The following is a 14340-nucleotide window of genomic DNA, read 5'->3' as shown; positions in this document are numbered from 1 at the left end:
CAGTGCCCATTAACCAGGCCGTTTGATGAGCCTGTACGCACGGCCACCGGGGCAGCCCTTCAAACGGCTGTTCTTTGCCATTGCTTGCTCAGGTCCCCAGGCCAAGGCCATCGCTCGCTGGCGCAACAGCCTGAACCTGGGCACTGCGCGGCGAGTACCCACAGCCAACTTCCACATCACGTTGCTGTTTCTGGGTGACGTAGGCCTTGAGTTGCTGCCTTCCGTGATGGCAGCAGCCAACGTAGTGAAGCGGCCCGGCGGGTCACTCAGGGTGGTGCTGGACACACTGGAAGCCTGGCATCGCTCATCGGTGCTAGCCCTGACTGCCGACCAGCCTCCCGCTGCGCTGCCGCGCCTGGCCTACGACCTGCAGCAGGCCATGCAGCCGCTGGGCTTGTTGCCCGAACTGCAGGGCTATCGCCCCCACCTGACCCTGACGCGGGATTTTCGCAACCAGGCGCCCGAGACCATCGAGCCGCCTGAGTTCTGGCTGACAGCCACGCACTTCACACTGTTCGAATCCAGGAAGGGTCAGTACCTGCCTATCCAGGCCTGGCCGTTCCAATAAGTCCAATCTATTCAATTGGATACAAAATGCTGTTTATTGACCCCGGCAGGGTGTAAATGCCGGGCAATTAGTACTATCGTCCTCATCCGTATCAACAACACTACAAGGACGATACCTGCATGAATAAAAAGACCCTACTGGCCTCAGCCATTGCCTTCGCGTTGGGCATGGCAGCCTTGCCTGCCTCGGCCAATCCTTCGCCTTACTCCACCATGATCGTGTTCGGTGACAGCCTCAGCGATGCCGGGCAGTTCCCGGACCTGGCCGGGCCCCAGGGTGCCAGCTTGCGCGCTACCAACCGAGATGGCGGAATTTATGGCGCGGTGTCACCCACGTTATTAGGTAACCGGTTGGGCATCGATTCTCTGGACCTAGGTGCCTCTACCTCAGTGATCAATGCGGCGATCGGCCTGCCAGACGGCAACAACTGGGCGGTGGGGGGCTACCGCACAGACCAGATTCTGGACTCCATCACCGGCCAGTCCACCGTGGAAGCCTTCGGGCTCACGCTGCGCACCCGCCCGGGATACCTGGCCAACGGCAACCGCGCCGACCCCAAGGCCTTGTACTACATCACCGGGGGTGGTAACGATTTCCTGCAGCAGCAGGTCACGTCACCGGCTACGGCGGTCGTGGCGGCAGGCCAGTTGGCCAGCAGTGCGGCAGCCCTTCAGCAGGCCGGCGCAAAATACATGATGGTATGGCTGCTCCCAGACCTGGGCCTTACGCCGTTCTTCGATGGCGACCCTCGGCAGGCGGGGGTTTCAGCCCTGTCCAAGGTGTTCAACCAGGCGCTTGTCGCCCAGCTGGCCCAGATCGACGCCCAGATCATTCCCCTCAATGTGCCCCAACTGCTTTCGGAAGTGGTAGCCGACCCCGCCCGTTATGGCCTGGCGACCGATGTGAACTTGGTAGCTGCCTGCTTCAATGGCGACCAGTGCAAGGAAAGCGCGAAATACGGCCAGAACGGCACCAACCCCGATGCCAGCAAATTGCTGTTCAATGACAAGGTGCACCCCACCACCACCGGCCAGAGGCTGATTGCCGACTATGGCTATTCCATTCTGTCTGCGCCTTGGGAGCTGACCCTGTTGCCAGAAATGGCCCACGGCAGCCTGCGCAGCCACCAGGACGCCCTGCGCAACCAATGGCAGCAGGCCTGGCAGCCGGTGGGCCAGTGGCAGGCCATGCTTGATACCGGTGGGCAGCAGGTTTCCTTCGATGACCAGCACGGCGGCGCCAAGGGGGATGGCCACGGCTATGCACTGACGGTGGGCGGCAGCTACCGGCTGAGCGAGTCTTGGCGCGTGGGCGTGGCCGGGGGGTACTACCGCCAGCAGATGGAAGCTGGCGTGGCGGATTCGGACTACAGCCTGGACAGCTACCTGGGCACCGCCTTCGCGCAGTACCAGCAAGGCCGGTGGTGGGCAGACCTGGCCGCCACGGCGGGTAGCCTGGATTACGACAACCTCAAGCGCACGTTCGACCTGGGCGTAAGCAAACGGTCGGAAAAAGGCGATAGCCAAGGCGACCTCTGGGCCATAAGTGGACGGCTCGGTATTCAATTGATGCAGCCGGGCAGCCCCTGGCAGGTGTCTCCCTTCCTGAGCGCGGACTACGCCAGCGTGAAAGTGGACGGGTACTCGGAACGGTCAGACCGCGCCACCGCGCTGGACATCGACGACCAACGCCGGGACTCCAAGCGCCTGGGGGCGGGGCTGAAAGCCAGCCGCACCTTGTCCAGTGCCACCACCTTGTTCGGGGAGGTGGCCCATGAACGCGAGTTCAATGACGATGCGCAACAGCTGACCTTGGCGCTGCGCAGCCTGCCCGCCAACAGCTTTACCCTGCAAGGGTACAGCCCCGAGCGTGACCTGAACCGTGCCAGCCTGGGCCTGCACCACCAGTTGGCGCCGGGGCTGGCCGTTAGCGGTGCCTACAACTGGCGGGGCAGCGATGGCAACGTGCAGCAAGGGGTGAACCTGGGGCTGACGCTGGACTTCTGAAGCCTCGGCGCTGAGCGGTTCCCGGGCTGCGCCCGGTCCAACAGGGCCTGACTACACCTTGAACCTTGCCACCATTTGGGTGAACGACACCGCCAGCCGGGAGAGGTCCTGGCTGGAGGCGTTGGTCTGGTTGGCGCCAGCGGCGGTCTGGCTGGACAGGTCCTGGATGTTCACCAGGTTGCGGTCCACCTCGCGGGCCACCTGAGCCTGCTCTTCAGCGGCGCTGGCGATCACCAGGTTACGCTCGTTAATGCCAGCCACCGCTACGGTGATATGTTCCAAGGCTTGGTCCGCCGCTTCGGCCAGTTGCTGGGTGTTCTGTGCCAGCGACTGGCTGTTGCCCATGGCGTGCACGGCTTTATCCGCCGTGGCCTGTACCGTGGCGATCATGGTTTCGATTTCACCTGTCGAGGTTTGGGTGCGGGCCGCCAGTGCCCGTACTTCGTCAGCGACCACCGCAAAGCCGCGGCCCTGTTCGCCAGCGCGCGCAGCTTCAATGGCGGCGTTGAGCGCCAGCAGGTTAGTCTGCTCGGCAATGCCGCGAATCACGTCCACCACGTTGCCGATATTGCGTACCTGGTCGGCCAGGGTCTGTACGGTGGCGGTGGAGCCATTGAGTTCGCGCGCCATGCCGTTGATGGCACCTACGGCCTGCTGAACCTGATTGCGGCCTGTTTCGGCAGCTTCACTGGTGCTGCGCGAGGCTTCGGAGGTAGACACGGCGTTGCGCGCCACTTCTTCCACCGCGCTGGTCATCTCGGTAACGGCGGTTGCCGCTTGCTGGATTTCGTCGTTCTGGCGGGTGAGGCCACGGGTGCTTTCGTCAGTGACGGCGCTCAGCTCTTCTGCCGCTGACGCCAACTGGTCGGAGGCCCGAGCGATTTCTTCGATGGTGGTTTTCAGGTTGGTCTGCATACCGCCCAAGGCTGTGAGCAGCATGCCGATTTCGTCCTTGCGGTCCGCCTGGATAGGGACGGTAAGGTCGCCGTCCGCCACGCGCCGGGCTGTCGTCACCGCTACTGCGATAGGCCGAGCGATAGAGCGGGTAATTACAAGGCCCAGCAGAATGGCCAGCACAAAGGCTACAACAATGCCGCCCAGCAGCAGGTAGGTCGCTTGCGAAGAGGTTTTCCGGGAGTCCTTGGCGGCCTCATCGATCTGACGTGTGTTCGAATCCGTGATGGTGGTGACTTCACCCAGCACACGGCGGTAGCTGTCCAGCAGCGGCCCGTTGAGGACGGTACGTGCAGCATCAATGTCGCCGGAGTCGATCACAGTGACGGCTTTGTCCACCAACGCCTGGAAGGCCGGCCAGTCGGTCTGCTGCAGCGCATCACCCGCCGCGCGCTCATCGTCTGCCAGAGGCGTGGCACGGTAGGTCATAAACGCCTTCCAGGCGTCATCCCGGCTGGTGTTCATGGAGGTAATCAGCTCGCGCCGCGCTTCCGGGCTTGCGTTGGCCGCCACCAGGGAGACATAACGGTACAGATCGCGGTTCTGCGCAATCAGGTTGCTACGTACTTTGGTGACGTTCAGGATGGAGACCACGTTGTTGGAAAACACGCTGTCCAGGTTGTCGCTTACCTCGCCAATACCGCGGCCCCCGATGATCCCGATGGCCAGCGTCAGCAGCGCACACAGCAGGAAGGCCGTGAGCAACTTGGTGGCCAGCTTGGCGTTATTAATGAAGCCCATGTTGGTTTACCCTTTTCGTACGCGGAAGAGAACGCACAGGCACCGCCTGCCGATGGCCCTACACATCGGCAAACGCTGGGTAAACTAAAGCGCACCGGCATAGGGTGCCGACGCACGGAAAGGGTAGGGTTAAGGGCGGCGCGGGCGCGAGACAACCGACTCGATGTTCTTGCGGCCGATCAGGGGTACGCGGGGTTCGGCTTCCAGCCATTTGTACATCACCAGGCAATCCACCAGGCCCTGGCGAGCGTGCCGGAAGGCTTTGGGCAACCGGCCCACTTCCTCGAACCCCAGTTTTTTCCAAAGGCCTACGGCCACTTCATTGACCGCCACCACTGAATTGAACTGCATGGCCAGAAACCCGCTATCGCGAGCCAGGCGCTGGGAGTGCTCGCACATCAGCCGCGCCACCCCACGCCCACGCGCCGCCTCGGTCACCATGTAGCCGCAGTTGCACACGTGGCTGCCGGGGCCTGCCGCGTTCGCCTTGAGGTAATAACTGCCCAGCAATACCCCGTTTTCCTCGGCCACCAGGGTGTGCAGGGGGTAGTCCAGCCACAGTGCGTGGGCCTGGGCTTGGGTCAGTGACGGGTCGTAGGCGTAGGTCTCCTGGGCCTGGATCACCGCCTGGAAAGTGGGCCAGAACGCAGGGAAATCCTCAGGCCGCATAGGCCGTATTGAAATCATGGGGGTATTCCGAAAGTCAGGAGGCGCCTTGAATGAACAAGGCGCCAAAGGCAAGGGTTATTGCACCACGCGGTAGCAAGGCACGTAAGCCTCGCCGCCCGGCAATTTCATCCGGTGCTGTGCCACGAAAGCGCGCAGCAGTTGGTCCAGGGGCTGCAGGATGGACGGGTCCCCATGGATTTCGTAAGGCCCATGTGCCTCGATCAGGCGGATGCCTTGCGCCTTCACGTTGCCGGCCACGATCCCCGAAAACGCACGGCGCAGGTTGGCGGCCAGGTGATGGGGCGGGATGTTCCGGTTCAGTTCCAGGGCTGCCATGTTCTCATGGGTAGGCTCGAAGGGCCGCTGGAAGCTTTCCTCGATCCGCAGTAGCCAGTTGAAGTGGAACGCGTCGTTGCGCTCGCGGCGGAACAGCTTCACCGCCTTCAGGCCTTGGGCCATCTGCCGGGCCACTTCGGCAGGGTCGTCGATCACAATGCTGTACAGCGCCTGGGCTTGTGCCCCCAGCGTGGCACCGATAAAGGCATGCAATTGCTCGAAATAGGGCGCCGCACTCTGTGGGCCGGTGAGCAGCAGTGGGAAGGGCAGCTCGCGGTTGTCCGGGTGCATGAGAATGCCCAGCAGGTACAGCAGCTCTTCGGCGGTGCCAGCGCCACCGGGAAACACGATAATACCGTGGCCGACGCGCACAAAGGCTTCCAGGCGCTTTTCGATGTCCGGCAGAATCACCAGCTCATTGACGATGGGGTTGGGCGCTTCGGCGGCGATGATGCCCGGTTCGGTCAAGCCCAGGTAGCGCCCACCGGTAAGCCGTTGCTTGGCGTGGGCAATGGTCGCCCCCTTCATGGGGCCCTTCATCACACCCGGGCCGCAGCCGGTGCACACGTCCAGCTTGCGCAGGCCCAGCTCGTGGCCCACCTTCTTGGTGTACTTGTATTCATCGGTATTGATGGAGTGGCCACCCCAGCACACCACCATTTTCGGCTCCACACCGGCCCGCAAGGTGCGGGCGTTGCGCAGCAGGTGGAACACGTAGTCCGTGATGCCTACGGAGTTGCTTAGGTCGATGCGCTGGCTGTCCAGCTCGCTCTTGGTGTACACGATGTCGCGCAGGGCGCTGAACAGCATTTCCCGGGTGCTGGCGAGCATTTCGCCATCCACGAAGGCATCGGCCGGTGCATTGAGCAGCTCAAGGCGCACCCCACGGTCTTGCTGGTGGATGCGGACTTCGAAGTCTTTGTAGGCATCCAGAATCGTCTTGGCGTTGTCCACGTGGGCGCCAGTATTGAGAATGGCCAGGGCGCATTGCCGGAACAGCGTATAGATGCTACCGGACCCGGCTTCGCTCAGTTGATGCACTTCACGCTGTGACAGGGTTTCCAGGCTGCCCTTAGGGCTGATGGAGGCGTTGATTACGGCTCGTGCGGTCATAGTGGGTTCCTTTAGAGCGACCCCAAGGGGGTTAAACCCCCCTGGGGATCCATATAAATTGCGCTGGCCCCATTGAACCCACCCTGGCGCCGGAAAGCAAACGTGGTGCACGCGTGGTGCGATGTGTGATCGCCAGCACTGCCATTGGGCACTATTTCTTCCCCAAGGGCTGGTCAGGGCACGCGGTGAAGCCTATCGTCGGCAGGGGCGTTTTCGGCGATTGGCTGGCCAAGGTAGGCGAGGGAGTGCATGCAAGGTTTATTACGGGGCGTAAGCCTATTGGTGATACTGGCGATAGCACCCGGCAGTGGTGCCACCACACTGCGCCTGGCGGCAGACCGCTGGCCGCCGTACGTAGACTCACTGCTACCAGACAGCGGCATCGCCACCGCCATCGTCACGGCTGCCCTGGCGCGTGCCGGCTTCGCCAGCGAGTTCCAGCAGGTCCCCTGGGCACGGGCCATCCAGGGCCTGGGTGACGGGCGCTATGACGTGCTGGTGACCGTATGGTACGACCCGGCCCGTACCCAGATCGGCCAGTACTCCGATGGCTACCTGCTCAACCGCATCCTGTTCTGGCGCAAGCGCGGGGCCGATATTCATTTCGATCGTGACCTGGCGGCGCTGCAGGACTACTCCATTGCCGTGAGCCGGGGTTACGCCTACAGCCCAGCCTTCACCCAGGATGAGCACCTCCACAAGGTGCCGGTGCGAAACTTTGCCATGGGCCTGGAAATGCTGGTGGCTGGTCGCGTGGACCTGGCCGTTGAAGACGAGCGGGTGGGGCGCTACGTATTAGGGCAGCAGGCCGTGCCCTTGCAGTACCAGGTAGAACCCATGCCCGTGCCCTTGGCAGAGCCGGATTTGCACATTCTGGTCAGCCTGAAGAACCCGGACCACGAGAAAATCGTGCAAGGCTTCAACCGGGCCATCGCCGCCATGAAAGCCGATGGCACCCTGCGCGCCATGACCCATAAACCTTGATATTGACGTTCAGAGCATCGGAAGCGGGGCTGCCGGGTTCGGATCCGCTTTTGACAGGTGGCAGCTCAGCGGTTAGTTTTCCCGCTTCCCTCACCGCAGGAGCGATGAATGCCTTTATGGAATCCCCGACCTAGCTGGCTGGATATCCAGGCCTATGCCGAACGCCTGTTCGGCCAGCGGGCCATGAGCGAACGCAGTGGCAGCACCAGCCCCATCAGCGCCCTAAGCATGCTGTCCATGCCAAGCCTGGGCTTGATAAACCGCCGTATCCAATGTGTACGGCGCGCCTGTGACCTGGCCGAGCAGCAAGCCGGTGCCAGCCTGCTCAAGCGCTTCAGTGACCTGGATATTCGCAGCATCCTGGCAGACCTCATGGGCGTGGTCACCGACATGGCGATGATCGTCGTGGGCAGTGCGCTCACTGGGGCCACTGTGGGTGGAGGGCTGGGGTTTATGGCCGCGGGCGTAGGCGCAGCGCCCGGTGCCCTGGCCGGGGCACTGCTGGGCGTACAAGCCGGCACCTGGCTGCTGGGCATTCTTGGGCTGGGGTCATTGGCCGAGTTCTTCACCGACGAACTCAAGCCCATTGTGATGGGCTACCTGAGGGGCGCTCGCATCGCCTGGCAAGGCCCCCAGGAGCGCAACGGCAACCCGCTGGGCTCCTTCTCCAACGACGAAATGGCCGCCCAGCAGGGCGCGGTGGACATCGCCCAGTCCCATGAAGCGGTGGTGGTGCTACTGCTCGGTGCCATGGTGGCCTACTTCACCCGAGGCCGCGGCACCGCTCAGGCGCTAGCCAGTGACATGCGCCGCAGCGAGCGGGGCGCCTCCCTTGGGCAATGGATGGTCAAGCACGAAGACGCCCTGAAGCAACACCCCGACCTCAAAGCCCCCGAACCCCGCCGCAGCGTGGTGTCGCCGGAAACGCCAGAGCCACGGCCCAAGCATGCGGCGGATAAGGAAAAAGAGGCGCTCAAGGGTAGGGCGAATGCGATGCCGTTGCATGAGGTGCATTGTTTTGAGGCAGGTAGGTTGCCTTCATCGAAGTGGGAAGAGTTCGGTGAGCAATTAGAGGGCCAACAGGCGGGGCTGAACCAGCTTACGGTTGAAGAGTATTTGAGGAATATTGCTAATCCAGTGAAGCGCAGTAGTTCGGCTGCAAAAGAAGCAAGAGCAGTTTTTAGCCGGAGATTGAAACAACGCTTCCAGCAGGAATTTTCAAAAGAAATGGATCCTGGTCAGGCGGAGGTAGCAGCGACGGAAAAAGCAAAAGAGATAATGTCAAATCTTGCGGGCTTACATAATCCCGATTTAAGCGCAGGCGGCAATGATATTATTGGAGGGTTCGGTGATCGTCGGATTAATTCAAGCATTGGTGCTCAATGGAGAACTAAAATTCAAGAAATAAAAAAAGCAGCAGAAGCCGTGCCAGAAAAAATGAGAGCTTCGACTTTGATGAATGTACAATTAAGTAAATGTTGAAGAGCTAAAGGGAGCGCTATGGACAAGGTTTTTGCTAGGTTTGTAGAGAAGTTTGGTGGTGTCACCGATCGGATTGAAGTGCCATTATCTATCGTTGAACGCTACAAAGGAAAGCTACCAAATCTCTGGCTTGAGTATTGGCGTGAGCATGGCTGGTGTGGCTACGGCAACGGACTCTTTTGGATAGTTAATCCTCAAGACTATGAGGGTGTAGTAGCCTCCTGGATCCAGGGTACAGAGTTAGAGCATCGTGATACGTACCACCTCGTGGCACGTAGCGCCTTCGGCAGCTTGTATCTTTGGGGGGAAAAAACAGGGCCTTCTGTCAGCATAGTCAGCTCATACTCGCGGTATGATGTTCAGGAGCTTGAGTTAAGTGACGAAACAATGACTAAAGAAGTGCAAAATTTTTTATTATCCCATGATCCAGAGTTCAGCGACTTCGGTAATATGTTCAGTCGTGCAAGGAAGAAACTTGGAACGCTGGCGCATGATGAAATGTATGGCTTCGTTCCTGCGATTATGCTAGGAGGATCGGATGCATTTGATAATTTGAAAAAAGTCAAAGCAGCGGAACACCTGATGATACTGTCACAGCTTGCGGAGCTAGAACCCTATAATTTTCCGGATGTTTAGGGTTTTTATAGATTTCGACTTTTTATTTGAGGTCTGCAATGGACGAAGTTTTTTCTAGTTTTATCGAGGTGTTTGGTCAGCCTATAAATCACCAGGTCGTGCCGGCAGAAAGCATTGAGCGGTACAAAGGAAAACTGCCAAATCAGTTGCTCACCTATTGGGCGGAGCATGGTTGGTGTGGCTATGGAGAAGGTATTTTTTGGATTGTGAATCCAGAAGAATATGAAGGGGTAGTAGCATCCTGGCTTGAAGGAACAGTGTTTGAGCATCGTGATTCTTATCATTTAATAGCTAGAGGTGCTTTTGGTGTTCTCTATCTCTGGGGAGAAAAAACGGGGCCTTCTATCAAGATCGAAAGTGTCTTCTCCAAGTGCGTTATACATGACTTGGGTGGCGATGGTGAGGATATGGATAGGAAATTACAAAGTTTCTTACTAGCTAATGAGTTGGAATATAACGATCTGGGTAATATGTTTAAACGTGCGAAGAGAAAATTAGGTGCTCTGAAGCATGATGAAATGTACGGGTTTGTTCCTGCTCTAATGCTTGGTGGCCCAGATACGCTTGATCATTTGGAGAAGCTAAAGTCGGTCGAGCATCTCATGCTGCTATCGCAACTTTCCGAGCTTGAGCCCTACAGTTTTTCGGATCTTTAAGCGTAGATAAAATAGATTCTTTAAGGTTGTCTATAGTTGAAAATTCTATTTGCGCGCCATCATGGATAAGGTTTCACGATTGTTTGGGGAGTGCACCTGAATGGATGACGCTTTTGATATATTCCTGGAACGATTCGGTGGCATCACTGACCCTGTGAAGGTTCCAGGGTCCAGTATTGAGCACTATAAAGGCAAGCTCCCTAACCGTTGGCTGGAGTATTGGGCAAAGCATGGGTGGTGCGGGTTCGGTAACGGGCTATTTTGGATCGTGAATCCGCAAGATTACGAACCAGTAGTGCAGTCGTGGCTAGAAGGCACAGAGCTTGAGGCCAGTGATACCTACCACCTTATTGCTCGTAGTGCGTTTGGCGATTTGTACCTGTGGGGAGAGAAAACAGGCGCATGTGTCACCATAGTGAGTGTATATGCCCGATACGATATCGATGATCCTGGGATTGCTGATGAGCAAATGGATGAGGAGGCAGAAGTATTTTTGTTATCTCAGGAGGTGGAAGATAACGATTTTGAGAATATGTTCAGGCGGGCTAGAGAAAAATTTGGTGCTTTAAAGCATGACGAAATGTATGGGTTTGTTCCTGCGCTTATGCTTGGCGGGTCAGAAAAATTTGATAACCTTGAAAAGGTGAAGGCAGTTGAACACCTGATGATACTTTCGCAGCTTGCGGAGCTAGAACCCTATAATTTTCCGGATCTTCAAGGCGGTATAGATTCACATTTTTTATAAAAGGTGCCAAATGGACGAAGCTTTCGCTGTTTTCATTGAGAAACTCGGCCAGCCGACACACCACCAGGTAGTACCGGCAGAAAGCCTTGAGCACTACAGAGGCAAACTTCCCAAGCGCTTGCTGGGATACTGGGCGGAACACGGTTGGAGTGGGTACGGTGACGGCCTTTTATGGTTTGTCAATCCGCGCGATTATGAAGGAGTGGTTGCATCCTGGATTGAAGGGACAAAGCTCGAAACGCGTGACACCTATCATCTGCTCGCACGTGGGGCCTTCGGCGACTTGTATTTTTGGGGTGAAAAAACAGGGCCGTCCCTTGATATAACCAGTGTGTTTTCAAGAAGTTCCATTATTGAGTTTGGAAATTCCGGCGAAGAGATGGATAAGGCGGTGCAGAACTTTATCTTATCCTTTGATAAGGAAGGGAATGATTTTGAAGGCATGTTCAACCGGGCTAAAAAAAAGCTTGGTGTCTTGAAGCCTGATGAGATGTACGGTTTCGTGCCTGCGTTAATGCTTGGCGGGTCGGATACATTTGATCATTTACAAAAAGTAAAAGCAGTGGAGCATTTGATGTTGCTATCGCAACTGGCAGAACTTGAGCCGTACAGCTTTGCAGATATTTAATGTTAGCGACATAGGCCTACTGGGCAGGATGAGTGGCAGGGTATACCTCTACATGCACATGGCTGAAATATGGAAATTAATCAACGTATGCCCAAAGGGATCTTGCCTTGATATATTCCGGGCAAGATCGATGGGATCAATGGCCCTTTAGCAGCCCCCAGCGCTCAATACCTCATCTGTTTTAAAAGAGTCCAATTATGTACAAACCTGTTCAGCTAAGTATGTTTGCCCAGGCGCATCCATCTCATCCAAGTAACATTCGGCCGGGCGCTGAGTGGTTTGAGCGCTACGCGTCGCTGGTACCTCAGGCCTTGGTTGAACTCTGGCAAACCCATGGCCTTGGTTACTATGGCGAATTGCGCCTTTGGCTGGTAGACCCTGCGCCCTGGGAGCCTGTGTTGAACAAATGGCTTTCCAACTCGGACGATGGCGTGCAGCGCATTCCCTTTCTGATGACGCCACTGGGTATCTTGCTGTATTACCGCCAGGATGACACAGGCGAAGAAACCGTGTCAGCGATTGATATTTTCGAGCGTGATGTATGGGTGGTGGCTGAAAACTTTGTGGAATTCTTCAACACAGCGCTCACTGAGGCTTACTGGCTGGACGAACTCATTCCGCCCGAGGACCTGGAGCGTGCAAAGGCGCGAGCAGGGCAGCTGGAACCTGGCCAGATATACACCTTGGACCAGACCCTGAAAGATGTGGTCACGCTCTACGGGCGTGAAGAAGCGTTGAGCGTGTTTGAAACGCAGTTTGAAATAGCGCAAACCGCGTCCAATTTTGATTACCCTTCTCCTGGCGTACTGTCAGAGGCGCTGCCTGAACCCTTCAACATCCAGTTTCAGGCGGCGTCTGAAGTAATCGGTGCATTGTCCGGTAGTACCCTGCCGGGTTTTTACCTGAGCGCGTGTATCTGCTGCTATCACTTGCTTGTGTTGATGCCAGATCACCGGTGCCAGCTTTTATTCTGGACCACTCATCCCCTCGATATGAAGTCCAATCCTCCGCGCTTTTACGAAGGGACTTGGTGGCAGCAACTGACCGACGACGGTGATACTCGCGTGACGCTAGACCTTGAGAAAGATGCTCTTGTGGACCGCGAAGTCGCCCCCGACCAGCAATTTTATTGGGTGCCTGGGGATGCGGCCATGCTAATTCGCGATGAAGACCTTGAAGGTGTCGCTAGCGCACTGGATTGGGACGGTTCCGTCGAAGATCCCGAATACCCCATGCGCAAAGTGGCGTTCGACCATTGGATACCCAAAGATGTTGAAAACCAGCCGGTGCCCCCTCTAGAGGCGTTTCCTGTGGCATTGAGGCGGTTATTGCGCAGCGAGCCGCTTCGGGTCGTGATCACTCAGGTAGGCGAGTTCGATGAAGAGTCCGAAAGCCTCACTGTCCGAGCCCGTATCGAAGAAAATAAAGGCCGACCGCCGCTCAAGAACATGCCGTTGTGTTCCCCGGAAGGCGCTTCCAAACAATTATTGGGCTGGGTATGGGAAATAGGGGATACGGAGGTTGAGTTAGGCATGTCGGTACACGACGCCTCCGATCTACACTCGCCTCGGTGGCCCTGTGTAGGGGATGTGATGATCTCGCGCCAGGCCAAACGGGTCGATTGAACGGCCCGGATTGCCTATCGCGGCTTTCGCCCTCACCAGCGCCTGGGCCTCAAGCCTTCGGCGTTTTGGTGCCCAGTACGTCCCTTATGCTGTCCACCACATTACTGTCCTTGATCACGTCACTCAGCCAGCCTTCCAGCGGCATGTTGCCCCATTTGATAGCCCGTTCTATCAGGTAGGGCACCGGGCTTTGGGGTTCGGTGTGCTTGAAGAATTGGGCAATGCTGGCCAGCATCGTAAAGGCCTCGTCGCGGGTCAGCGGCGTGGTGCGCAGGGGGGCAGGGGCCGTGTCCCTGGTAGCCACCACGGTGTCAGCGTTCTGAGCGGTGGTTCCTGCATCCGTAGTCGGGGAAGCGGAAAGGGGCTCGTCAGCCGGTACGTCAAGGGCCACGCCGCGGTCCTTCAGCAGTTTCTCTACCAACTGCGCTACACGTTCCAGTACCCCGGCCAACCCGGCAAAGCCAGGGGCTTCAGCGGTAAACAACCGGTTAACTGTGGCTTGCAACTTCTGGCAGGCCTGGAGGCTGTCGTTGACCTGCGCAGCCTTGGTCAGCAAGTGGTCGTTGTCGGTCAGCACCACCGACCGCTGGAACCGCTCAGCGTTGATCTTCCCTTCATTCAGGGCGGCCGTCATGGCCTGGGGGTTTTGCAGCGCCAGGTTTTCCATCTGGCGGGACTCGTCGTAGTGCATCAGGCCGAAGGCATCACCCTGGGTAATGGGCAGCGCGCCCACCACGGCGGCCAATGTTGTGCTTAGCCAGGTCAAGCGGGCGGCGCGTTCTTCCAGGCCTTCTTCCAGCCCTGGGTAAAGGCCGTCCCAGAATGTGGCCACTACGCGTTCAGCCACGGTCAGGCCGAAGGTAATGCCGGTGAAATGGTGTTTCTGCGCAAGCCCTTCGCATAGCCAGCCGACCAGCATCAGGTCTTTGCTGTCATGGGCCAGGCCCTGGGCGGCGAGGGTAATGGTGAGGTCCCAATCCGAACGCTTCAGGTCGGTTTGCCAGTCGCCCTGAGTAAGGTAATCAGCGTCGGCTCGGCGCGCCTCTTTGATCTGATCGAACAGCAGGGAAAAGCTCAGGTCCTCGCCGCTCCCACCGTTGATGGGGGCAACAAGGTCGGTAAGGGAAAGGTCGTCGAGAAATTCAGCCATAGGGCACTCTGCAAGCGAGGGAAAAACACCCTGCCGAAGGTGCTGGC

12 protein-coding genes and 2 pseudogenes are annotated in these 14340 nt (G+C 57.9%); 9 read left to right on the top strand and 5 right to left on the bottom strand.

Annotated elements, in window-relative coordinates:
* Positions 1-25: 25 nt before the first annotated feature.
* Together thpR and estP are read left to right on the top strand one after the other, a co-directional pair.
* Positions 26-568 (top strand): RNA 2',3'-cyclic phosphodiesterase, encoded by a 543-nt coding sequence (gene thpR, locus ACSAMW_RS05340; RefSeq protein ID WP_500593010.1) that lies wholly within the window; start codon positions 26-28, stop codon positions 566-568.
* Between the two features lie 119 nt (positions 569-687).
* The gene (estP, locus tag ACSAMW_RS05335; protein WP_500593009.1) at positions 688-2574 is read left to right on the top strand and encodes an esterase EstP; all 1887 of its coding nucleotides are present in this window, start codon (positions 688-690) and stop codon (positions 2572-2574) included.
* A gap of 51 nt (positions 2575-2625) precedes the next feature.
* On the opposite strand, the pseudogene ACSAMW_RS05330 reads toward estP, so the two are convergent.
* From ACSAMW_RS05330 to ppnN, 4 genes and pseudogenes are all read right to left on the bottom strand, one after another.
* Positions 2626-3225: pseudogene (locus ACSAMW_RS05330) on the bottom strand (methyl-accepting chemotaxis protein); the annotation flags it as partial.
* Positions 3226-3483: 258 nt separating this feature from the next.
* Positions 3484-4269, bottom strand: a pseudogene (locus ACSAMW_RS05325) (MCP four helix bundle domain-containing protein); the annotation flags it as partial.
* 129 nt (positions 4270-4398) lie between these two features.
* Positions 4399-4956, bottom strand: coding sequence for a GNAT family N-acetyltransferase (locus ACSAMW_RS05320; protein ID WP_500593008.1), 558 nt, complete (start codon positions 4954-4956; stop codon positions 4399-4401).
* 57 nt (positions 4957-5013) lie between these two features.
* Positions 5014-6387: a nucleotide 5'-monophosphate nucleosidase PpnN gene (gene ppnN / locus ACSAMW_RS05315; RefSeq protein WP_500593007.1), complete on the bottom strand. Its 1374-nt coding sequence runs from the start codon at positions 6385-6387 to the stop codon at positions 5014-5016.
* A 249-nt stretch (positions 6388-6636) separates the two neighbouring features.
* Here ppnN and ACSAMW_RS05310 point away from each other — a divergent pair, with 249 nt between their 5' ends.
* The 7 genes from ACSAMW_RS05310 (at position 6637) to ACSAMW_RS05280 (ending at position 13143) form a co-directional block, all read left to right on the top strand.
* The gene (locus tag ACSAMW_RS05310) at positions 6637-7371 is read left to right on the top strand and encodes a substrate-binding periplasmic protein (RefSeq protein WP_500593006.1); all 735 of its coding nucleotides are present in this window, start codon (positions 6637-6639) and stop codon (positions 7369-7371) included.
* Positions 7372-7479: 108 nt separating this feature from the next.
* A complete protein-coding gene (locus ACSAMW_RS05305) occupies positions 7480-8853 on the top strand; it encodes a DUF6861 domain-containing protein (RefSeq protein WP_500593005.1) in 1374 nt (457 codons plus the stop codon).
* 18 nt (positions 8854-8871) lie between these two features.
* Positions 8872-9489, top strand: a complete 618-nt coding sequence (locus ACSAMW_RS05300; RefSeq protein ID WP_500593004.1) for a GAD-like domain-containing protein — start codon at positions 8872-8874, stop codon at positions 9487-9489.
* 38 nt (positions 9490-9527) lie between these two features.
* The gene (locus ACSAMW_RS05295) at positions 9528-10145 is read left to right on the top strand and encodes a GAD-like domain-containing protein (protein WP_500593003.1); all 618 of its coding nucleotides are present in this window, start codon (positions 9528-9530) and stop codon (positions 10143-10145) included.
* 100 nt (positions 10146-10245) lie between these two features.
* Positions 10246-10890, top strand: coding sequence for a GAD-like domain-containing protein (locus ACSAMW_RS05290; RefSeq protein ID WP_500593002.1), 645 nt, complete (start codon positions 10246-10248; stop codon positions 10888-10890).
* A 10-nt stretch (positions 10891-10900) separates the two neighbouring features.
* The gene (locus ACSAMW_RS05285) at positions 10901-11518 is read left to right on the top strand and encodes a GAD-like domain-containing protein (protein ID WP_500593001.1); all 618 of its coding nucleotides are present in this window, start codon (positions 10901-10903) and stop codon (positions 11516-11518) included.
* Between the two features lie 197 nt (positions 11519-11715).
* Entirely contained in the window at positions 11716-13143 is a 1428-nt protein-coding gene (locus ACSAMW_RS05280) for a GAD-like domain-containing protein (RefSeq protein ID WP_500593000.1), read from the top strand.
* 49 nt (positions 13144-13192) lie between these two features.
* On the opposite strand, the gene tssA is transcribed toward ACSAMW_RS05280, so the two are convergent.
* Positions 13193-14293 carry a type VI secretion system protein TssA gene (gene tssA, locus ACSAMW_RS05275; RefSeq protein ID WP_500592999.1) on the bottom strand — a complete coding sequence of 367 codons (1101 nt, stop codon included), beginning with the start codon at positions 14291-14293 and terminating at the stop codon, positions 13193-13195.
* Positions 14294-14340: the final 47 nt, after the last annotated feature.

The sequence above is a fragment of the Pseudomonas sp. AB39(2026) genome (genome assembly GCF_059831485.1).
The sequence above is the reverse complement of the archived record's forward strand: the minus strand, read 5'-3'. Positions and strand labels throughout refer to the sequence as shown.